This is a genomic window from Devosia subaequoris (assembly GCF_014197055.1).
GTDB lineage: Bacteria > Pseudomonadota > Alphaproteobacteria > Rhizobiales > Devosiaceae > Devosia > Devosia subaequoris.
Map to the genome: position 1 here is coordinate 20,734 of NZ_JACIEW010000006.1, position 20,277 is coordinate 41,010.

Annotated in this window: 18 protein-coding genes; 11 read left to right on the top strand and 7 right to left on the bottom strand. The window is 61.6% G+C overall.

What is annotated here, in order from left to right; translation table 11 throughout:
* Positions 1-59: 59 nt before the first annotated feature.
* Positions 60-1,907 (top strand): DNA helicase RecQ, encoded by a 1,848-nt coding sequence (recQ, locus tag GGR20_RS12525; RefSeq protein ID WP_183311705.1) that lies wholly within the window; start codon positions 60-62, stop codon positions 1,905-1,907.
* A 148-nt stretch (positions 1,908-2,055) separates the two neighbouring features.
* Positions 2,056-3,036, top strand: coding sequence for an acetyltransferase domain-containing protein (locus GGR20_RS12530; protein WP_183311706.1), 981 nt, complete (start codon positions 2,056-2,058; stop codon positions 3,034-3,036).
* A 99-nt stretch (positions 3,037-3,135) separates the two neighbouring features.
* On the opposite strand, the gene GGR20_RS12535 is transcribed toward GGR20_RS12530, so the two are convergent.
* Positions 3,136-5,031 (bottom strand): ABC transporter ATP-binding protein, encoded by a 1,896-nt coding sequence (locus GGR20_RS12535; RefSeq protein ID WP_183311707.1) that lies wholly within the window; start codon positions 5,029-5,031, stop codon positions 3,136-3,138.
* Positions 5,028-6,794, bottom strand: coding sequence for an ABC transporter ATP-binding protein (locus tag GGR20_RS12540; RefSeq protein WP_183311913.1), 1,767 nt, complete (start codon positions 6,792-6,794; stop codon positions 5,028-5,030). Before GGR20_RS12540 ends, GGR20_RS12535 begins: the two co-directional genes overlap by 4 nt.
* Before the next feature lie 325 nt (positions 6,795-7,119).
* On the opposite strand from GGR20_RS12540, the gene GGR20_RS12545 reads away from it, so the two are divergent.
* The 6 genes from GGR20_RS12545 (at position 7,120) to GGR20_RS12570 (ending at position 12,583) form a co-directional block, all read left to right on the top strand.
* Positions 7,120-7,863 (top strand): sulfite exporter TauE/SafE family protein, encoded by a 744-nt coding sequence (locus GGR20_RS12545; RefSeq protein WP_183311708.1) that lies wholly within the window; start codon positions 7,120-7,122, stop codon positions 7,861-7,863.
* Between the two features lie 26 nt (positions 7,864-7,889).
* On the top strand, positions 7,890-8,801 hold the full coding sequence (locus tag GGR20_RS12550; protein WP_183311709.1) for a LysR family transcriptional regulator: 912 nt from the start codon (positions 7,890-7,892) through the stop codon (positions 8,799-8,801).
* Positions 8,802-8,926: 125 nt separating this feature from the next.
* Entirely contained in the window at positions 8,927-9,829 is a 903-nt protein-coding gene (locus tag GGR20_RS12555) for a siderophore ABC transporter substrate-binding protein (protein WP_183311710.1), read from the top strand.
* A gap of 69 nt (positions 9,830-9,898) precedes the next feature.
* The gene (locus tag GGR20_RS12560; RefSeq protein ID WP_183311711.1) at positions 9,899-10,861 is read left to right on the top strand and encodes an ABC transporter permease; all 963 of its coding nucleotides are present in this window, start codon (positions 9,899-9,901) and stop codon (positions 10,859-10,861) included.
* The gene (locus GGR20_RS12565) at positions 10,854-11,828 is read left to right on the top strand and encodes an iron chelate uptake ABC transporter family permease subunit (RefSeq protein WP_183311712.1); all 975 of its coding nucleotides are present in this window, start codon (positions 10,854-10,856) and stop codon (positions 11,826-11,828) included. Before GGR20_RS12560 ends, GGR20_RS12565 begins: the two co-directional genes overlap by 8 nt.
* A complete protein-coding gene (locus GGR20_RS12570; RefSeq protein ID WP_183311713.1) occupies positions 11,825-12,583 on the top strand; it encodes an iron ABC transporter ATP-binding protein in 759 nt (252 codons plus the stop codon). The genes GGR20_RS12565 and GGR20_RS12570 overlap by 4 nt, the downstream gene beginning before the upstream one ends.
* Here the strand turns inward: GGR20_RS12570 and GGR20_RS12575 are convergent.
* The gene (locus tag GGR20_RS12575) at positions 12,580-14,310 is read right to left on the bottom strand and encodes a diguanylate cyclase domain-containing protein (protein WP_183311714.1); all 1,731 of its coding nucleotides are present in this window, start codon (positions 14,308-14,310) and stop codon (positions 12,580-12,582) included. The genes GGR20_RS12570 and GGR20_RS12575 overlap by 4 nt on opposite strands.
* A 70-nt stretch (positions 14,311-14,380) precedes the next feature.
* Complete coding sequence (locus GGR20_RS12580; RefSeq protein WP_183311715.1) at positions 14,381-15,211, bottom strand: sugar phosphate isomerase/epimerase family protein; 831 nt, start codon at positions 15,209-15,211, stop codon at positions 14,381-14,383.
* A gap of 133 nt (positions 15,212-15,344) precedes the next feature.
* Here GGR20_RS12580 and GGR20_RS12585 point away from each other — a divergent pair, with 133 nt between their 5' ends.
* Both GGR20_RS12585 and GGR20_RS12590 read left to right on the top strand, forming a co-directional pair.
* Positions 15,345-15,797, top strand: a complete 453-nt coding sequence (locus tag GGR20_RS12585; protein ID WP_183311716.1) for a DUF7662 domain-containing protein — start codon at positions 15,345-15,347, stop codon at positions 15,795-15,797.
* Positions 15,794-16,207 (top strand): type II toxin-antitoxin system VapC family toxin, encoded by a 414-nt coding sequence (locus GGR20_RS12590; RefSeq protein WP_183311717.1) that lies wholly within the window; start codon positions 15,794-15,796, stop codon positions 16,205-16,207. The genes GGR20_RS12585 and GGR20_RS12590 overlap by 4 nt, the downstream gene beginning before the upstream one ends.
* Here GGR20_RS12590 and GGR20_RS12595 read toward each other — a convergent pair whose 3' ends face one another.
* From GGR20_RS12595 to GGR20_RS12605, 3 genes are all read right to left on the bottom strand, one after another.
* Positions 16,208-17,272 carry a D-TA family PLP-dependent enzyme gene (locus GGR20_RS12595; protein WP_183311718.1) on the bottom strand — a complete coding sequence of 355 codons (1,065 nt, stop codon included), beginning with the start codon at positions 17,270-17,272 and terminating at the stop codon, positions 16,208-16,210.
* Positions 17,269-18,045: an SDR family oxidoreductase gene (locus tag GGR20_RS12600; protein WP_183311719.1), complete on the bottom strand. Its 777-nt coding sequence runs from the start codon at positions 18,043-18,045 to the stop codon at positions 17,269-17,271. The genes GGR20_RS12595 and GGR20_RS12600 overlap by 4 nt, the downstream gene beginning before the upstream one ends.
* A gap of 155 nt (positions 18,046-18,200) precedes the next feature.
* A complete protein-coding gene (locus GGR20_RS12605; protein WP_183311720.1) occupies positions 18,201-18,584 on the bottom strand; it encodes a RidA family protein in 384 nt (127 codons plus the stop codon).
* 190 nt (positions 18,585-18,774) lie between these two features.
* On the opposite strand from GGR20_RS12605, the gene GGR20_RS12610 reads away from it, so the two are divergent.
* Positions 18,775-20,232, top strand: a complete 1,458-nt coding sequence (locus tag GGR20_RS12610) for a M81 family metallopeptidase (RefSeq protein ID WP_183311721.1) — start codon at positions 18,775-18,777, stop codon at positions 20,230-20,232.
* Positions 20,233-20,277: the final 45 nt, after the last annotated feature.

Sequence of the window (20,277 nt, forward strand, 5' to 3'; positions counted from 1 at the left end):
TCTTCAATTCGGGCGCCTCGCCGGTTGCCCTGCCCGCAGCCGCATGATTCAAGGAACGGGTGGAAGCCATTGAGTCTATCGACCTGTTCTCGCCTCAGCGCCATGAGCGGCCCAGTCCGCTTGCGGTGCTGCGCGATATTTTTGGCCACAAGGCGTTTCGTGGACAGCAAGCCGATGTGATCGAGCATGTGGCCGAAGGCGGCGATGCGGTGGTGTTGTTTCCCACCGGCGCAGGCAAGTCCATGTGCTACCAGATCCCGGCCATCTGCCGACCTGGTGTCGGTATTGTCATATCGCCGCTGATCGCCTTGATGCGCGACCAGGTGGAGGCGCTGAAACAGGCCGGGGTGGCCGCTGCTGCTCTCAATTCCTCGTTGAGCCAGGACGAGGCGAGCGAAGTGCGCCGACAATTGCGGCGCGGGGAACTGGATCTGCTTTATGTAGCGCCCGAGCGCGTGGCGACCCCAGGCTTTGCCAACATGCTGGCCGACACGCAGATCGCGCTGTTTGCCATCGACGAGGCCCATTGCGTGAGCCAGTGGGGGCACGATTTCCGACCCGAATATCGCGAGTTGATCCATCTGGTCGAACTGTTCCCCGGCGTGCCGCGCATTGCGCTGACGGCCACGGCCGACCCGACTACGCGCGAAGACATTATCGAGCGGCTGGGGCTGGAACAGGCCGAGGTGTTCACCACCAGTTTCGACCGGCCCAATATTTCCTATTCCATCGTCGAGCGGGAAAAGCCGCGCGAACAGCTGCTGGAGTTCCTGGCCGGCCACAAGGGTTCGAGCGGCATCGTTTATTGCCTGAGCCGGGCCAAGGTCGAGGATATTGCCGACTGGCTGAGCAATAAGGGCATCCGCGCCCTGCCCTATCATGCCGGGATGAGTGCCGAATTGCGCTCGTCCAACCAGGATGCGTTTCTGAAGGAAGAAGGCCTGTGTCTGGTCGCCACGGTGGCCTTCGGCATGGGGATCGACAAGCCTGACGTGCGCTATGTGGCGCATATGGATTTGCCGGCTTCGATCGAGGCCTATTACCAGGAAACCGGGCGCGCCGGGCGCGACGGTCAACCAGCCGACGCCTGGATGAGCTATGGCATGGCCGATGTGGTGCAGCGCCGCCGGATGATCGACGAGGGCAATGCACCCGATGAGGTCAAACGCGTCGAGCATGGCAAGCTCAATGCTTTGCTCGGAGTTTGCGAAACCGCCTCCTGTCGGCGGCAGGCCATTCTCGCGCATTTCGGAGAAACCTATCCCCAGCCTTGTGGCAATTGCGATACCTGCCGCTCACCGGTGGAGAGCTGGGACGGCACGGACGCGGCGATCAAGGCGATGGCTGCCATTTACCGTACCGGCATGCGCTTTGGTGCTGCCCATGTGATCGATGTACTGGTGGGCAAGGAGACCGAGAAGGTCACCCGCTTCGGCCATCAGCACCAGAAGGTGTTCGGGCAGGGCAAGGAACTGGACGCGCGGGCCTGGCAATCGGTGGTGCGGCAATTGACGGCCATGGGCCTGATTGTGGTGGACCACGCCAATCATGGCGCGCTGACGCTGAGCGAGGCCGCCCATTCGGTGTTCAAGCGCGAACGCAATGTGATCCTGCGCAAGGACCGGCCGAAGAAGTCGGTCGAGGTGCGCCGCTCGCTGGCGCGGTCAGTGGATGTGCCAGAGCATGCCAAGCCGCTATTCGAAGCGCTGCGAGAGGAACGGTTGCGGTTGGCCAAGGCGCAGGGCGTGCCGCCTTATGTGATCTTCCATGACGCGACGCTGAAAGCCATGGCGCTGGCGCAGCCCAAACATCCGCATGACCTGCTGAACCTGCCCGGTGTGGGTCAGGGGAAGCTGGACCGGTACGGGGACGAGTTTCTCAGCGTGGTGCGCGGTTTTGGGGGATGAGGGCTTCAAACGAGGACCCCCCCTCATCCGGCGCTGCGCGCCACCTTCTCCCCGAGAAGGAGAAGAACAAGAGCGTACACGATGCTGTTTCCTCTCCCTCTCGGGGAGAGGTGGCCGAAGCGAAGCGTAGGTCGGTGAGGGGGATGAGTTGAGCGATACCTTCACTGTGAAACGCCCCCGCCTCCCGGTCGTCGACATCGCCCGCGGCGTCGCGATCATCGCGATGGTGTTCTACCATTTGTGCTGGGACCTGGCGTTTTACCGCTTCATCCCCGTGGATGTCGGGTTCGATCCCGGCTGGGTCGCCTTTGCGCGAACGATCCTGTTTGCCTTCATGTTTCTGGTCGGTATCGGCCTGGTGCTGGGGCATGGCGATGGGGTGCGCTGGCGCAGCTTCTGGCGCCGCTGGCTGTTTGTCGTGGGCGGCGCGGGGCTGATCTCGCTTGGCACCTGGTTCGCCTTCCCCGAGAGCTTTGTCTATTTCGGGGTGTTGCACGCCATTGCGCTGACGAGCCTGCTCGCCTTGCCCTTTCTGTTCACCCCGCTTTGGCTCGTGGGACTTGTGGCGGCCGCCGTGATCGGGCTGCATTTCGGCTTTGCCGATCCGCTTTACAACGAGAAGGTGTTTTCCTGGATCGGGTTCTGGGTGGTGCCGCCGCCGACCAATGATCTGGTGCCGGTGTTTCCCTGGTTCGGGGTGGTGCTGCTGGGCGTTCTGGCGATGCGGCTGGTGCGGGGGAGCGCGGTTGAACAGCGGATGGCGACGATCCAGCCCCGCAATGGGGCGGCGCGGGTGCTTGGCTGGATGGGGCGATGGAGCCTGGTGATTTATCTGGTGCACCAGCCTCTGCTCCTCGCGGTGATCATGCCGCTCTCCATGGCCATGGGGACGCAGACGGCCAGCCGCGACACGGAGTTTCTCAACTCCTGCCAGATGAGCTGCGAGGCGAGCGGCACCACGGCAGCGCTTTGCGCCATTTATTGCCAATGCGGCCTTGAAGGGGTGAAGCGGGACGATCTCTGGGAGCCGGTGTTCAGCGGCCTGGTGTCAGCGGAGGATCAGGCCAAGCTCGACGCCAATAACCGGCAGTGCTCGGCGCTGATCTATCCGGAGCTGGAGGCCGAGTAGCCGGCCTAGGGCAGGTCTTAGCCGTGAGCACCCCTCCCCAACCCTCCCCGTCAAGGGGAGGGTGTTGCACCGAGTGCCTTGAGAGGCTGGAGGTAAGGCTTAGGTGCTCGATTCTCTGGCGTTGCTCCCGGTGACCATTTCATCGGGGATATCATCGAAGCTGGCATAATTCATGTTGTAGAGCTTCGAATAGAGCCCGCCCAGTTCCATGAGCTGGTCATGATTGCCCTCTTCGATCTTCTCGCCATTTTGCAGCACGATGATGCGATCGGCGCCGCGAATGGTGGCCAGGCGATGGGCGATGACCATGCCGGTGCGGCCCTTGAGCAGGATTTCCAGCGCCTTCTGAATCTGCCGCTCGGTATAGCTATCGATATTGGCGGTCGCTTCGTCGAGCACCAGTATCTTGGCGTCGGCCACCAGGGCGCGGGCGAAGCTCAGGAGCTGGCGCTGGCCAAGCGAGAGGTTGGAGCCGCGCTGTTCGAGCACGGTGTCATAGCCATTGGCGAACCGATCGATGAACTCATGCGCACCCACGGCCTTGGCTGCGGCGATGACATCCTCGCGCGTGGCCGAGGCCTTGTTGTAGCGAATGTTCTCAAAGATGGTGCCGGTGAACAGGAAGGGTTCCTGGAGCACCATGGCAACCTGCTCGCCCAGGCTCTCCTGGGTGACATCGCGCACGTCGTGTCCGCCGACGATGACCGCGCCGTCCTGGACTTCGTAGAAACGGTGCACGAGCGCCATGGCGCTGGTCTTGCCCGAGCCGGTGGGACCGATGACCGCAACGGTCTCGCCGGGATTGACCTTGAAGGAAACGTTCTTGAGTACCGGGCGCTCCGGATCGTAGCCGAAGACCACGTCCTTGAATTCGACAGAGCCGTCCATCTCCCCGGTCAGCACCTTGGCGTCCGGCTTGTCCTCGATCACGGTGGGCAGGTCGAGCACCTCGGTGATGCGGCGGCCAGAGGTCATGGCGCGCTGCATGATGGAATATTGCATGGTGAGCGAGCGGATCGGGTCGAAGAAGCGCTGCACATAGAACAGGAAGGCCACGACAACACCGACCTGCAGCGCGCCGTTGAGCACCATGGCGCCGCCGACCACGACAACCGTAGCCATGGAAATGCCGGTGAGCGTATCGACGATGGGCACCATGACCTGGGCGAATTTGGAGCCGGTGAGCTGGGTGCGCAGGTTCTGATAGGCCTTGTCGTCATAGAGGTCGAAATTGACCTTCTGGCGATCCAGGTTCTGCACCGTGCGCACGCCATTGATGCCCTCTGCCATGGCGCCAGCGGTCAACGAATTGGTTTCATGCGCGGCCCAGAAGGCGCGCTTGGCCGGGGGCAACCAGAAGATGCGGATGATGAACAGCACCGGCATGGTGACCAGAGTCACCAGCCCAAGCCAGGGATCGAGGCTCAACAGCACGGCAACAATGCCGAAGAGCAGGACCAGATCGCCGACCGAAATCACGGAGGTTTCGAGAAATTCCTGCATGGCACTGACGTCGCCCTGCAGACGGCTCATCAGGCGGCCAACTTCGGTGCGGTCCATATAGCTGAGCGAAACGCGCTGAAGCTGGGCGAACATGGCCCGACGCATGTCAAACAGCACATGTTCGGCAACCTGCCCGACCTGGGTTTCCTGCACCCAGGACGCCCCGAAATTGAACAGCACGGCGATGGCGAATGCGCCCACGGCCCAGAGCAGATTGTTCGGATCGCTACCCGCAACCAGCGCGGTATCGATGGCATTGCCGATAATGAGCGGGATAGCCAATTGCGTGCCTGTGAAAACCAGCACGGCGGCAACGGCGAGATAGATCTTGAGCCGATAGGGCTTCACATAGGCCCAGATGCGGCGGACCGTCTTGGGATCATAGGCCTTGCCGAAAACTTCTTCCTCGATGCGGTGGCTGCCGACTGAGGCGCGGGGCGGGCGCTGGCCGGGGAAGGCTGCGACTTCGCTTTCGTCATCAACGACGCTCATTGGGCTGCCTCCAAGTCATCGGCGGGGCGGGTCTGCAAATCGTAGAGCGCGCGATAGCGCCCGCCTTGCGCGAGCAGTTCTTCATGGGTGCCGCGCTCGATGATCTTGCCATCTTCGAGGAACAGGATCAGGTCGGCATGCATCAGCGAGGACAGGCGATGGGCGATGATCATGGTCACGCGGTCGCTGGCAAAACGGCGAATGGCCGAGCGGATGCGATGCTCGGTTCCGGCGTCAATAGCGGCGGTCGAGTCGTCGAACACCATGACGGCAGGCTTGAGCACGAGCGAGCGCGCGATGGAGAGACGCTGGCGCTGACCACCGGAGAGCGAGACGCCGCGTTCGCCTACCACGGTGTCGTAATCGGCTGGCAAGCCCATGATATAGTTATGCAATTGAGCACTCTCGGCGGCACGCTCGATCTTGCGTTCCTTGGCCCATGGATCGCCATAGGCGATGTTGTTCTCGATGGTGGTGGTGAACAGGAAGGTATCCTGCTGCACCACGGCGACCGAGCGGCGCAGGCTTTGCAGGGTGACGTCGCGCACATCCTGATCGTCGATGGTGATGCGGCCGGAGGTGATGTCGTAAAAGCGCGGAATGAGGTGGGCGAGCGTGGATTTGCCGCTGCCCGGGGCGCCGACGATACCAACGGTCTGGCCGGCCTTTGCCTCAAAGCTGATGCCATTGAGGGTCGGCACGGTGGAGCCAGGATAGGTAAAATGAACATCCTCGAAGCGCAGCACGCCCTTGCTGACCTCGAGCGGGGTGGCTTCAGCTTTGTCCTCGATCTCGACGGGCGCATCGAGGAAGGCATAAAAGCGCTCGCCGCAGGTGGAGGCGCGGGCATAGGAGTTGACCATCAGGCCGAGCTGGCGCACCGGCATCTGCAGGATGGTCATGAAGGTGAGAAAGCTGGCCAGCGTGCCCACGGTCATTTCGCCGGCGATGACCTTGTTGCCACCGACCCAGAGCACCAGGCCCATGGCAGCAAAGAAGGAGAAGGTCATCATCGAGGTGTTCTTGACGCGGACCCGGACGCGGCGATGCGCCAGCTCCAGCGCGGCCTTTGAGGCGGTGTCGAACTTGTTCAGCTCGTGCTTCTGGCCCGAGAAGGCGCGGACGACGCGAATGCCGCCGAGATTTTCTTCCATGACGCGGGTCAGCACGGAGAGCTTTTGCTGCAGGATCAGCCAGGTGGCGCGCAGGGTGAGTTGGGCCACCGATGAGCGCCAGGCCACAAAGGGCACAAAGCTCAGAGCCAGGAAGCCGAGCAGCACGTCGGTCGAGAGCAGCATCCAGGCGCCGACACCGATCAGCACGAACAGCAGGATGGTGCGGACCAGGCCGGTGGAGAAGAACATGCGCAGCCCGTCCAGATCGAGCAGGCCGATGGTGATCAGATCGCCCGAATGCACCCGGTCGTGATAGGAATAGGAAAGGCGCTGAACCTTGTCGTAAAAGGCCAGACGCAGCTCATAGCCGACATGGTGGCCGACGCTTTCAGCAAAATAGTTCTGCACCAGAGTGAAGAGACCGCGCGCGACCGACGCGGCCAGCAGGGTCAATGCTGTCCAGAGCAGCGCTTCCTGGGCACCTTCGCCGGCGACGCTGAGCACGTTCTGAGCCTGGTCGATGGCCTGCCCGAGCAAACGCGGAATAGTCAGTTGCAGGGTGGCTGCAATAATGGTGGCCCCAACGGCCAGACTGGCCTGAAAGGGGTGGCGGAGGGAAAACAGGATAATGCGCGTCAATGGCGCCATGCCCTTACCGGCATGGGCTGCTGCAACATGGTCCCGAGCATCGCCGCGCGAACGCTCGCGGCCAGCCTTGAGGGTGATCAAGGGAGTATCCAGACGTCAGTTAGGTGGGACCCGAAAGGGAGAGGCGGAGGAACCGTCGACCGGCAATCGGGCAAATCAAAACTCGCGTGCCTATAAAAAGCGCATTGCGTCTTCCATTCAAGGTGCAATTTGCGCAAAAAATGCAACGATGCAGCCAAAATAGCGTCGGCATGCCCCCTTGCCCAGTCCGGACTGGCGCATAACCGGTTGCCGGGTGCATGAGCCGCGCAAAGGATGCATGCACATGACACCCCTGATCTCGGCCCTAGTGGTCGGCGTGGTTTTTCTGACCTCTACACTCTCCGGCATTTTTGGCATGGCTGGTGGCATGTTGCTGCTGGCAGGGTTGCTGACGATCCTGCCGGTGGCCACAGCGATTGCCCTGCAAGGCGCCATTCAGATCGTGGCCAATGGATCTCGGGCCTGGTTCTCGCGCCACTTCATCGACTGGCGCATCATGTCCACAATGGTGGCCGGTATCGTTGTGGCTGCTGCCTTGCTGTTCCTGGTGCGTTATCAGCCGGACCTGGCAACCGTGTGCATCGCTGTGGGACTGATGCCGATCCTGGTGTGGCTGCCCAGAAGCTGGCTGCAACTTGACGCCAGTCGGCCTTTGCACGGGTTCTTCTGTGGCTTCATCAGTGGCGGGTTGAACCTGGCGGTGGGCGTGGCCGGGCCCAGCATCGACATCTTCTTCATCCGCACGCAGATGGACCGGCGCAAGGTGATTGCCACAAAATCCTGCATGCAAGTGATTTCCCATGGTGCAAAAGTGGTGTTCTACAGCGCAACAACCGTGGCCATGGCCACCGGCGACTGGATATTGGTGGCAATAGCGGCACCTTTTGCCATCGCCGGAACCAATCTGGGTTACCGCATTTTGCAGCGTCTGTCCGATGACGGGTTCCGCCAATGGACCCGCTGGATCGTCACTATGCTGGGCATATTCTATCTGGCACGCGGCATTTTGTTGCTCGCGAGCCCCTAATCGCTATGTTGCGTGCGGGAGACGACATGGCACCATTCGATAGTGTAACTGCACGCCTTATCCTGCTTTTGGCCGAAACCGGCTCGATTGGCCGCGCGGCAGAACGAGAAGGCATCGCGTCCTCGGCGGTCAGCCGCCGGGTTTCGGATCTCGAAGGACGATTGGGCGTGGTCCTGTTCGACCGCTCGGCCCATGGCGTCAAGCTCACCAAGGCGGGCGAGGCCTATGCCGGGGGATGCCGCACCGTCCTGCGATCCATCGCCGATCTCGACGCCATCATGGATGATTTCAGTTCGGGGCAGCGGGGGAGCCTGAGACTGGCCTGCACCAGTTCGGCGCTGACCGGGCGACTGCCGGAGCTTCTGGCCAAATTCGCGGGCAAATATCCCGGCATCGAGATTGCCATTTCCGAGATGGGCGCGGCCAAGGCGCTGTTGTCTCTCGATGAAGGACAGGCCGATATCGCCATCGTCTCGGACAATTACGATTTCTCGCGCTTCGAAATCCGGCCTTTCGAGGATGAACGGGTCTGGGTGCTGGTGCCGCCCGAACATGAATTGGCGGCCAGCATGGAGCCGCGCAAATCGGTCAGTTTCGACACGGTGGTTCCCCATTCCATCGTCGGTATTCATCATGCCGGTTCGCTCGACAGGCTGCTGAGCGAAGCGGCGAAAAAGCTGGGCCATCCGTTGAATGAAGCGCTGCGTGTCGAGAGCTTCCCGGCGCTGGTGCGGATGGTGGAGGCCGGCTTCGGGATCGGCTTTCTGCGCTCGACAAGCCTGCATCTGCTGGCGGGCACCGATCTGGTCTGCGCGCCACTATCGGAGCCCTGGGCGATGCGTAAATTGCTGGTGGCGCGGCGTAAATCGAGCCCGCTGTCGGCTGCCATGAAGAGTTTCGTTTCGCTGGCCGCTGAAACCTATCTCCCCTCCGTGTGACCAAAAATTTCCTGATAAAAAATATCAGCTTTGCTTTGACACTCCCCAAACTCGCCGATATTGAAGTGGACCAGCGCAGTCAAGTTTGCGCAGAGCGTTAACCATTTCAAATCGGAAGTACCGAGATGACCTTCAGCCGTACCGCCACCGCGCTTCTCGCCGGTCTCGTTGCCCTCGCCACCCCCGCACTGGCGCAGGAGTTCACCGTGACTCACGCCCAGGGCGAAACCACCCTGCCCGGCGTACCGCAGAAAGTTGTCAGCTTCGACTTTGCTGCGATCGAAACTCTCGAGGCCATCGGCGTTGACGTGGCCGGCCTGCCTGGTTCGAACCTGCCGGCGCATCTGGAAAAATATGCCAGCGATGATTATGCCAAGGTCGGCTCGCTTTTCGAGCCTGACTACGAGGCGCTGGCCGCTCTCGAGCCGGACCTGATCATCGTCGCAGGCCGCTCCTCCACGGCTTATCCGGAACTTGCCAATCTGGCACCCACGGTCGATCTGTCCAACGAGTGGACGAACTTTTACGGTTCGATCAAGGCCAATGCCGAAATCATTGGCGAGATCTTCGACAAGGAAGCCGAGGTTGCGGCGCTGATCGCCGAGACCGAAGCCAAGGTCGAGGCGAGCCGGGCTGCAGCGGCAGATGCCGGCAAGGGTCTGGTGGTCCTCACCAGCGGTGCCGAAGTGACTGCCTACGGCCCCGGATCGCGGTTCGGGTATATTCATGAAACCCTCGGCGTCACCCCGGTCATTGAAGACGTCGAAGCCGCCACACACGGCGATTCCATTTCCTTCGAGTTTATCCTCGAAACCAATCCAGACCTGCTGTTCGTCATCGATCGCGATGCCGCCACAGGCCAGGGCGCCGCCGCTGCCATTCTTGACAATGAACTGGTTGGCGAGACCACTGCCTGGCGAAATGGCGATGTGGTCTATATCGATCCGGTCCGCGCCTACATCGTCAATGGCGGCCTGATCTCGTTCGGCATCATGGCCGACCAAGTCACCGAAGCGCTCAGCGACTAATCTCGCGAACTCAATGTCTTGCCCCTGCCCTGACGGGCGGGGGCTTTCGCGTCTGCAGGCACCGGCCCCATGCCCAAGCTTATCATTGGCGTTCTCGCCGTTCTTTTGCTGGCTATTGTCAGCCTGTTCATCGGTGTCAGCGACGTCACACCGATGAGCCTGTTTTCGTCGTCGCCGGAAGACCGGCCGATGCAGGTGCTGCTGATCAGCCGCATTCCGCGCACACTGGCGCTGATCCTCTCCGGCTCCGCCCTGGCCGTCGCCGGGTTGCTCATGCAGATGCTGGCGCGCAACCGCTTCGTGGAACCGGGAACTGCCGGGACGGTGGAAAGCGCCATCTTTGGCATTTTGCTCATCACCATCCTTTGGCCTGCCAGTCCGCTGCTCGCCAAAATGCTCGCCGCTACGGTCACGGCGCTACTCGGAACCGCCCTGTTCATGCAGATCTTGCGCCGGATTCCCCTGCGCTCGACGCTGATGGTGCCCCTTGTCGGCATCATGCTGGGCGGCGTGATCGCCTCGGTCACGGACTTCTTTGCCTATCGCCTCGACCTGTTGCAGACATTGGGCACCTGGCAACTTGGGGATTTCTCCGCCGTGTTGCGCGGCCGCTATGAGTTGCTTTGGGTCGGCGCGCTGCTGGTAGGCATCGCATGGTATGCGGCCGACCGGTTCACGGTGGCCGGCCTGGGGCAGGATTTCACCACCAATCTGGGCCTGAACTACCGTCGCGTCCTCACGCTCGGGCTTTCCATCGTTGCGATGGTCACCGCGACCGTGGTGGTTTCGGTCGGCACCATTCCATTTCTTGGGTTGATCGTGCCCAATCTGGTCGCCATGGCCGTGGGGGACAATGCGCGGCGGGCCATTCCCTGGATCGTGCTGCTTGGCGCCGGCTTCCTGCTGATTTGCGACATCATCGGCCGCGTGATCCGCTTCCCCTACGAGATTCCCATCGGCACGGTTTTTGGGGTCATCGGTTCGGCGCTGTTCCTTTATCTGCTGTTGCGGAGGCGCCCTGCCGATGCCTGAACGATCCACTTCTCCAGGCCTGTCGCCACGGCAGGTGCTGATTATTCTGGCCGCGCTGGCCGCAGTATCGATTACCGCGTTCATGGTGATCGGCGCCAAGGGCAGCTGGGGCTTCGTCCTGCCGTTCCGGGGGACGAAAGTCTGGGGCATTGCCATGGTGGGCGGCGCCATTGCCGTGGCGACCGTGCTGTTCCAGACCATAACAGCCAACCGCATCCTGACCCCGGGCATCATGGGCTATGATGCCCTGTTCCGGCTGGTCCGAACGGTGCAGATTTTCTTTTTGGGCGGCCTCTCCTACGCCACGTTCAACGCCCAACTGCAATTTGCCCTCGAGACCGTGCTCATGGTCGGGTTGTCCACCCTGCTGTTTCGCTGGCTGTTCAATCGTGCTGCCCGGGACCTGTATCTGCTGGTGCTGGTCGGCATCGTATTTGGCGTGTTGTTCCGCTCCCTTGCCGGGCTGATGCAGCGCCTGATTAATCCCAATGACTACGCCGTGTTGCAGGACGTCATGTTCGCTGGCTTCAACACCATCGACAAAAGCCTGCTTATGGTGTCAACGCTTGCCATCCTGGGCACCGGGGTCTGGGTGTGGCGGTTGCTCCCGGCACTCGACGTGCTCAATCTGGGCCGGGACAATGCGATCAATCTTGGCGTTGCCTATCGCAGCGTGGTCTCCCAGGTCCTGATCATCATCGCCATCCTGGTGTCAGTCTCCACGGCGCTGGTCGGACCGGTGACCTTTTTCGGGCTGCTGGTTTCCAACCTTGCCTATATGCTCATCCGCAGTCACAAACATGCCCTGATCCTGCCCGCTGCAGTGCTGCTGGCCATCATCGCCCTGATTGGCGGCCAGGTGATCCTGGAGCGGGTATTCGGCTTTGACTCGGCGCTGGCCATCATCATCGAGCTCGTGGGCGGCGTCGTTTTCATCGCCATGCTGTTGAAAGGAAACCGCAAATGATCCGTACCCAGGCGGTCTCCCGCGCCTATGGCGACACGCTGGTGGTCGACAATGTCACGCTCGACATTCCGGCGTGCGGCGTCACCTCGATCATCGGGCCCAACGGGGCGGGCAAGTCCACCTTGCTCTCCATGGTCAGCCGGCTGCTCGACATGAGCGCGGGGTCCGTGACGGTGGATGGGCTCGATGTCACCAGCACGCCCAGCGACGTGCTGGCGCGGCGGCTTTCGATCCTCAGGCAGGACAATCATATCTCGGCCCGCATCACGGTGCGCGACCTGATCGGATTTGGCCGTTACCCGCATTCGAAAGGGCGGCTGACCGTCGAGGACAGGAGCCACATCGACAAGGCGATTGACTATCTCGATCTCGGCGCGCTGTCCGACCGCTTTCTCGACGAGCTTTCGGGTGGCCAGCGGCAGCGGGCCTTTGTGGCCATGGTGCTGGCGCAGGACACCGATTATGTGCTGCTCGACGAACCGCTCAACAATCTCGACATGAAGCATGCCATGGGCATGATGAAGCTGATGCGGCAGGCCGCGTCCGAATTGGGCAAGACCGTGGTGCTGGTGCTGCACGACATCAATTTCGCTTCCTGGTACTCGGACTATATCGTGGCCATGAAGGGCGGGAAGGTGGCCGCGCAGGGCCCGGCCCCCGAGATGATCCGGCCGGATGTGCTGTCCGAAATCTACGAGATGGACATCAAGGTGCACGAAATCGGCGGGCAGTTGATTTCGGTCTATTACGGCTAGCTGGCCGCCATCTCCGGGTAAGCCACGACGCAGCCCCTGCCCTGGGCCTTGGCGGCGTAGCAGGCTGCATCGGCCTCTCCCATGAAGCCCAATGGCGAAGCGGGCTGAGCACCAATAATGGTCACCCCGGCGCTGGCGCCGATGGAATAATCCCTGCCGGCCCAGGAAAAGGCCAATGCGCCGATGGCGCGCACGATCTTGTCGGCCACTTCTCGGCCGTGGGCGATGGAACAGTCCTCAAGAACGATGGCAAATTCGTCGCCACCGATGCGGGCGGCCAGATCGTGACTACGGCAAACACCTCGGATGGTTTGCGCCACCTGCTTGAGCAGGGCATCACCGGCGGCGTGGCCGGCCGTATCATTGACCGGCTTGAAGCGATCCAGATCGAGATAAACCAGGCTATGCTCGCGCGGGCCATGGCGGGCGCTGACGATGGCGGCCGACAGGGCTCGCTCGAAGCTGGCCCGATTGGGCAGGCCGGTGAGGTCATCGTGAGACGCCGAATGAGCCAGTTGACGCTGCAGGGCCCGGCTTTGGGTGACATCCTGAAACACCAATACGGCGCCGGTGAGCGTTCCGGCGGCATCAAAAACCGGGGAGGCGGTGGCGCGGATGTCGCGCCGAGGCCCGTCAAGCGCGCAGAGCACGCTGTCGTCATCAATGCGGATTTGGGTTGATTGCGCAAGGCAGGTGCGCACCGGACAGGGCAGTTTTTCTTCACCGCGTTCGCTGCGCAGACGGAAGACGTCGCTGGCCGTTTGGCCAACCGTAGTGGCGGCGTTGCTGCCGGTCAGAATTTCGGCAGCCGGATTCATGAAGATGATGCGGCCGTCCAGATCGGTGGAGATCATGCCGTCGGCCACCGCCTCCAGCGTGATCCGCAGCCGCTCCTTTTCGGCGGCCAGTTCCTGTTCCATTAGCTTGAGGTGCGTAATATCGGTATCGGTGCCGATGGTGCGAATGGGGGTGCCCTGGGCATCCCATTCTACCGGACGGCCACGGCTGAGGATCCAGATATAGTCGCCGTCGCGTGTCCGCTCGCGATATTCCAAAGAGTCGTAGTCGCTATCGCCCCGGTCCTGACGATGCACATTGGCCATGAGCCGGGGACGGTCATCGGGATGAACGCGTTCGAGCCATTTTGCCTGATCGCCGTCCACTGCCTCATCGGCGGGAATGCCGCGCATCAGGCGCCACATGCGCGAGTAAAACATGGTGTCGGTGCGGATATCGTGGTCCCAGACCCCCTGGCGGGCGCTTTCCAGCGCGAAGTTCCAACGGCTTTCGGAGGCGGCCAGGGCTTCCTCGGCGCGCTTCTGCAATTCAATGGAGTTCATCTGTACCAGAATGAGCGGCGGCGTATCGCCGTCAGCCGGCAATATGGTGGCCCCGACCATGGCCCAGACGGGGTAGCCATCGGCGTGACGCAATTGGTGTTCACCACGACTGACCGACACTTCGCCGCGCAGCAAGCGCTCAAAGTGGAGGCGCGTGGTGGTATTTGTTTCATCCGAAACCAAATCGGCAAACTGAAACACATGACCCGGCTCGGGCCGATGCCCCAACAAATCGCTGAAGGCGGGATTGGCATAGACCACCATGCCGTCAAGGGTTGAGACCAGCATGCCCAATGGCGCGGCGTCGAGCAGACGCATGAATGTCTGCGCCGAATGCAGGGCATCGGCGGCAAACACGTCCTGGGGTTTCGCACTTGGTGTCACCATGTTGTCATATTCGGCGCTCGGACCTTAACAACTGGCTTCACTGGCGACATATTTCATGCCTGCGCCGAACTTATTCGAGGCGAGAGAGAATGAAATCCCGCTCCTCGGCCAGTCCGGCCCATTCGCCGGGGTGGTCGGCGTCGAAGATCAGAGTGTAGGGACCGGCATAGCCGGCTTCTTCTGCCGCCTGGACGCAGAGCCCGTAGTCGGCTTCATCCATCTGGCCATCATTGAACCCGGCCTTGGCGTGGCACAACTGGGCACGTGGGAAGATGGATTTGAGGCCTTCATATTTATCGGGCCCAGTCCAATTGCCGAAATCGGCCAAGAGGCCAACCTGCCCCTCCAGGCGATCGAGCAGTTCGTGCACCGCTTCGGGGGTCGAGAGCAGGTCGAACCAGTTCTCGGTGAACAGGCGCAGGGGCGAACCGGCATTGGCAGCCAACAGTTCCTGGAATCCGGCAACCGAGCGGGCCATGGTTTCTGCGGTTGGCTGTTGCTTGCCGGCGATGATACGGGCGTTTTCCGCGCCCAGCATGTTGGCGACATCGACCCAGCCAGCAATCCAGCGTGTGTCACGGGCGCCATGTTCAGGATGTGTCATGTCGCCCGCATCGATCAACAGGGTCTGCAGGGTCACACCCGAGACGTTGAGCTGGTCGCGCAATTCGCCCAGATAGACTGGATCACGACTGCGCAGGTGGAACGAGACGATCTCGAGCCGATGATAGCCGTGATTGGCCAGGACCGAAGGCAGGCCGAGCAGCGATTCCTCGCCTTCCCCGTAGGTTTCCTGCATTTCCCCCACCGCGTCCGTGGTCAGATCATGCGGAAAAGTGGTGCCCAGCAGACGGTGCAGCGACCAGGTGGAAACGGCAATGCGGTGGGTCGGGTCGGCCAATGGGTATCTCCTCTTTTTGCCGCCAGAGTCTCATGGCCTCGGCAGGTGCGCAAGCGGCAGAGCGTAGAGGCGCCGACCAGAAGCGCTTTACATTAATAGTACCGTGTACTATTGTGACTGTATTGAGGTTACAATGTCCAAATACGAACCACTGAGGAAGCATCTCGCGCAGCGACAGGGAAACGCTCCACTGTCCTTTGCGGAGATAGAGGAGATATTGGGTTTTTCGCTGCCAAGGTCGGCTTATTTATACCCGGCATGGTGGAGCAATAGCGGCGGCACGCATGTGCAGTCGGCTGCCTGGCAATCGGCTGGATACGAAACGCGGCACGTCGATCTGGCGCGGCACACTGTTCAATTTGAGCCCTCGGAGAGGGCGGGGTTCGATGAAATGACGCAGGCCACTCTTTCCGACAGCGATAATACCTCAGAGACAAAGCATCCGCTCTTCGGCTGCATGAAAGGTACGAGCATTGTCATGCCCGGCGTGGACCTGACCGAGCCAGCGGACCCGGACTGGGGCAAGGTCTATGACGATGAATATGAGGACGCGAACTTTCCGGCCAAGGGTGCAAAATCCCATTGACCCCGTTGCTGCTTGATACGTGCGCCCTCATCTGGATTGCCGAGGATGAAGACCTGGCGCCAGACGCGGTGGTTGCCATGAATGCCGCGTTTAAGGCCAATCAACCGGTCAGCGTGTCGCCAATATCGGCGTGGGAACGGGGCCTGCTAATCGCCAAAGGGCGAATGAACTCCCCGATCCCCCCGAAGGTCTGGTTTGACCGGGTCATGAGGGTTGGCTCTCTCAGGCTGGCAAACCTTTCACCGGACATTTTGGCTGATGCCTCATTTTTGCCCGGCGCCATTCACAAAGACCCGGCCGATCGCATCATCATTGCGACCGCGCGCGCCCTAGACCTGACCATCGTGACGAGGGACGCGCATATACTGCGCTATGCTGCACAGGGCCATGTTCGAGCGCTGGCTTGCTGATCAGTTCACTTTGCCCCGGGCCGCGACGTCCATGGCCTGGAGCAGTTCGTCGTCGCGGATCAGGTGAACCTGGTCGAACAGATTGGTCACCGGGCAGCAGTGATTGGGGACGATGCGGACAAGGTCGCCGATATCGGGCTTGCTGGCGCAGGCCGAAATGTCGAGCGTGCCGTGTTCCTCACTGAGCCCGACGATTTTGGCGTCGGGGAATTCCAGGACATGGCCGTGCCCGACAAGGCCGAGCAAGTCGCTGGTCAGCGCCTTGGAGCCAGCGTCGATGATGGCGCGGGTTTCGGTGGGGCGGGAGACGACTGTTGCCAGAACGGTCAGGGCACAGTCGTCTAGGCTGGCAGCGCCGGCCGCGACCTGCGAGCGGTCCATATAGATATAGGTGCCGGGGCGGTATTCGGTCGCGACATTGGCAGCTTCATCCATGTGCCAGATATCGGGGGTGCCTCCGGTGGTAATGGCCGGGAGATCGACGCCTGCGGAGGAAAAGACATCGCGTGCATCGGCGAGCCATTGCGCCGCTTCGCGGTATTTTCCGGCCGCCGGATAGGTCATCAGGCCGGCAAATCCGAGGCCCGGTGCGGCGATGATCTGGCGCGCCAGATCCAATGCAGCGGCGGGTGATTGCACGCCACAGCGGCCCATGCCGGTGTCGCATTCGACAAAGACGCCGAGGCGGTGTTCGGCATTGGTGAAAGCCTGCGCCAGCCCGGTGACGCAATCGGGGCTGTCTGCGACGACGCGAATGGTGACGCGGTCGTGCAATGCCTTGAGGCGCTTGAGCTTGCTCGCCCCGATGATGTTGAAGGTCAACAACAGATCGGTGAGACCGGCATCGGCCATGACTTCGGCCTCGCCCAGTTTCTGTACGGTGACGCCGACTGCGCCCAATTCGACCTGCTTTTTGGCGAAAAAGGGCAGCTTGTGGGTTTTGATATGGGGGCGGAGGGCGATGCCGGCCTTGTTGGCTGCGTCCTGCGCCTTTTTCAAGTTGGACTCGGCCCGGTCAAGATCGATGAGCACAGCGGGGGTGTCGATTTCAGAATAGTGGGTCATTGCGCCCTCAGGATTTCGTTGACGAAGCGCAGATTGCCGGCGGTGAGGCCAGCATCGACGGGGATGGTCACGCCGGTAATTCCCGAAGCGGCCTCGGATGCCAGGAACAGGGCGGCATTGGCGACCTCCTGTGGAGACACCATTCGGCCCAGCGGATAATGCGGCAGCACCTTATCGAGTAGCCCTGGATCGGCCTCCAGCCGGTGATCCCAGGCGGGTGTGCGAACGGAACCGGGCGCCACGACATTGGCGCGCACGCCCTCGCCACCGCGTTCAACGGCAATCGCCTTGGCAAAGGCGATCAACCCCGCCTTGGCCGCCGAATAGGCCGGGTTGCCGAAATGCTGGATGGCATTGACTGAGGAGACGAACACCACATTGCCCGCGCCGCGCGCGGCCATGGCATTGGTGATCGGATCGACCAGGGCATAGGCGCCATTGAGATTGATGGCCATTTCGCTGGCCCAGACATCGTCGTCGAGATGACCGAGATGTTCGGCGCGGGTGAAACCAGCATTAGCGATAACCGCGTCCACCACGCCATGGGCGGCGATATCGGCCTCAACTGCGGCCCGGGTCGATGTGGCATCGGCCTGATCGAAGAGGATGCTGCGCGCGAGCGGCAGACCTGCGAGCATCGAAGCTTCGCGGTCGGCACCGACGACATTGGCACCGGCCGCGTGGAAGGTCTCGACCAGCGTGCGGCCGATGCCGCCACCGGCGCCGGAGATGAGAACGGTCTTGCCGTCGAGACGGAAAGGGGACTGGGTCATTTCGTGCTTCCTACCATGGGGATGCCCCCACCTAACCTCCCCCTGATAGGGGGAGGGACTTCTCCACCCGCGCGGCGCAATCGCGCCCTACGGTAAAGCCCACTCTTCCCCCTCATCAGGGGAGGCGTGAGGGCCATCCCATCAAGCAAGTGCTTTTACGGCCCCTTATAGGCGACGCAGTCGATCTCGACCTTGCAGTCGACCATCATGGTGGACTGCACGCAGGCGCGGGCGGGGGGATGTTCGCCGAAATAGGACTTGTAGACCGCGTTGAAGCTCCAGAAGTCGCGCGGATCATCGAGCCAGACACCGCAACGCACCACATGTTGGAGCCCGTAACCGGCCTCTTCGAGAATGGCGATGACGTTTTTGATGGTTAGATGGGTCTGTTCGATGATGCCGGTGCCGACAATCTCGCCATCCTTCATAGCCACCTGGCCCGAGACATAAAGCCAGCCGTCAGCCTCGACGGCACGAGCGAAGGGCAGGTTCTGCCCGCCGGCGCCGGATTTGTCTGCACCATAGCGTTTGATCGGCATGGAATGTCCTTTCTGTAGGTTTTTGAAACTCAATTTCTCTCGGTAGCAGTTTTATAGCCACAATCGGTAGGAAGATGCGATAGGCATGACAAAAAATGTAAATTTCTTACGTGAATCGCGCCACCGCATGGTGTAGCGTGGCTGCGACACCGCTTCAGCATTGTTGCCATTTTTATCGCACGAGCTTCCCTTGCGCCTTTTCACCGCAGCCCTGGCCACCGAGACCAATACCTTCTCCCCGATTGCCATCGACAAGCGTGCCTTCGAGGCGTCGCTGCATGCCAAGCCGGGCCAGCATCCATCGACCCCGACCCTGTGCACAGCGCCGATCACCGTTGGCCGCGAAGTCTGCGCGCGGGAAGGATGGACGCTGATCGAGGGGACGGCAAGCTGGGCTGATCCGGCTGGCCTTGTTGCCCAGGCGACCTATGAGGAATTGCGCGACGAAATCATCGGCCAGTTGCACGCCGCCATGCCGGTGGATGGCGTGGTGTTGGGACTGCATGGCGCCATGGTCGCCCAGGGCTATGACGACCCAGAGGGGGATCTGCTGGCCCGCATCCGCGCCATTGTGGGCCCCGATGTGCTGGTCTGTGCCGAGCTTGATCCGCATAGTCACCTGACTGCCAAGCGCGCGGCAGCCGCGGACTTCTTTGTCTATTTCAAAGAGTTCCCGCATACCGATTTCGTCGAGCGGGCCCGCGAGCTGTGGGACATCGCCGTGCGCGCCCTCAAGGGGGAAATCAAGCCGGTGATGAGCATTTTCGATTGCCGCATGATCGACGTGTTCCCGACCTCGAAACAACCCATGCGCGGCTTTGTCGACAATCTGACGGCGCTGGAAAAGTCTGAGCCGGAGCTGCTCTCGCTCTCGGTCGTGCATGGTTTCATGGCGGGCGATGTGCCCGAAATGGGCACCAAGCTGGTGGCCATCACCAACAATCAGCCCGACATGGGCGCGGCCTTGGCCGAAAAGCTCGGGCGCGCGCTTTATGACATGCGCGGCACCTTCATGGTTGCCCAGGTGGATGAAAAGGCCGCCGTGGAGGCCGCGCTGGCCGCGCCGAAGGGCCCGGTGGTGATTGCCGATGTGTGGGACAATCCGGGCGGCGGCACGGCGGGCGATGCCACGGTCATTCTGGCCGAGATGATTGCCCGTGGCGTTACCGATGTCGCAGTGGGCACTATCTGGGACCCGATTGCGGTGCAGATCTGTTTTGCGGCGGGCGAAGGCGCGGTCATTCCGCTGCGCTTCGGGGCCAAATCGGCGCCGTTCACCGGCCAGCCGATCGATGCGCAAGTGCGCGTCGAGCGGTTGGTGCGCAATGCGGAGATGAAATTCGGCGACAGCTTTGCCCCGTTTGGCGATGCGGCATGGGTGCATTTCGACGGGATCGATGTGATCCTCAACTCCACCCGCGCCCAGAGTTTCGACCCCAGCCTGTTTGCGGCGCTGGGGATCGACCCAAAATCGCGAAAAATCCTGCTGATCAAGTCGACCAACCATTTTTACGACTCATTCTCCAGGATCGCCTCGGAGATCGTCTATTGCTCGGCCGGCAAGCCCTATCCCAACCGGCCGGCGGAGACGGATTACCGCAAGGCGCGCAGGGATATCTGGCCGATGGTGGAGGATCCCTGGGCTTGAAGTTGTCCCGTAGGGCAAATCTCTCCAGTGGAGAGATTTGAGACG

Coding starts and splice junctions, on each gene's coding strand:
- GGR20_RS12535 (WP_183311707.1), bottom strand. CDS start 5,031: ATGAGCGTCGTTGATGACGAAAGCGAAGTCGCAGCCTTCCCCGGCCAG.
- GGR20_RS12540 (WP_183311913.1), bottom strand. CDS start 6,794: ATGGCGCCATTGACGCGCATTATCCTGTTTTCCCTCCGCCACCCCTTT.
- GGR20_RS12545 (WP_183311708.1), top strand. CDS start 7,120: ATGACACCCCTGATCTCGGCCCTAGTGGTCGGCGTGGTTTTTCTGACC.
- GGR20_RS12550 (WP_183311709.1), top strand. CDS start 7,890: ATGGCACCATTCGATAGTGTAACTGCACGCCTTATCCTGCTTTTGGCC.
- GGR20_RS12555 (WP_183311710.1), top strand. CDS start 8,927: ATGACCTTCAGCCGTACCGCCACCGCGCTTCTCGCCGGTCTCGTTGCC.
- GGR20_RS12560 (WP_183311711.1), top strand. CDS start 9,899: ATGCCCAAGCTTATCATTGGCGTTCTCGCCGTTCTTTTGCTGGCTATT.
- GGR20_RS12565 (WP_183311712.1), top strand. CDS start 10,854: ATGCCTGAACGATCCACTTCTCCAGGCCTGTCGCCACGGCAGGTGCTG.
- GGR20_RS12570 (WP_183311713.1), top strand. CDS start 11,825: ATGATCCGTACCCAGGCGGTCTCCCGCGCCTATGGCGACACGCTGGTG.
- GGR20_RS12575 (WP_183311714.1), bottom strand. CDS start 14,310: ATGGTGACACCAAGTGCGAAACCCCAGGACGTGTTTGCCGCCGATGCC.
- GGR20_RS12585 (WP_183311716.1), top strand. CDS start 15,345: ATGTCCAAATACGAACCACTGAGGAAGCATCTCGCGCAGCGACAGGGA.
- GGR20_RS12595 (WP_183311718.1), bottom strand. CDS start 17,272: ATGACCCACTATTCTGAAATCGACACCCCCGCTGTGCTCATCGATCTT.
- GGR20_RS12600 (WP_183311719.1), bottom strand. CDS start 18,045: ATGACCCAGTCCCCTTTCCGTCTCGACGGCAAGACCGTTCTCATCTCC.
- GGR20_RS12605 (WP_183311720.1), bottom strand. CDS start 18,584: ATGCCGATCAAACGCTATGGTGCAGACAAATCCGGCGCCGGCGGGCAG.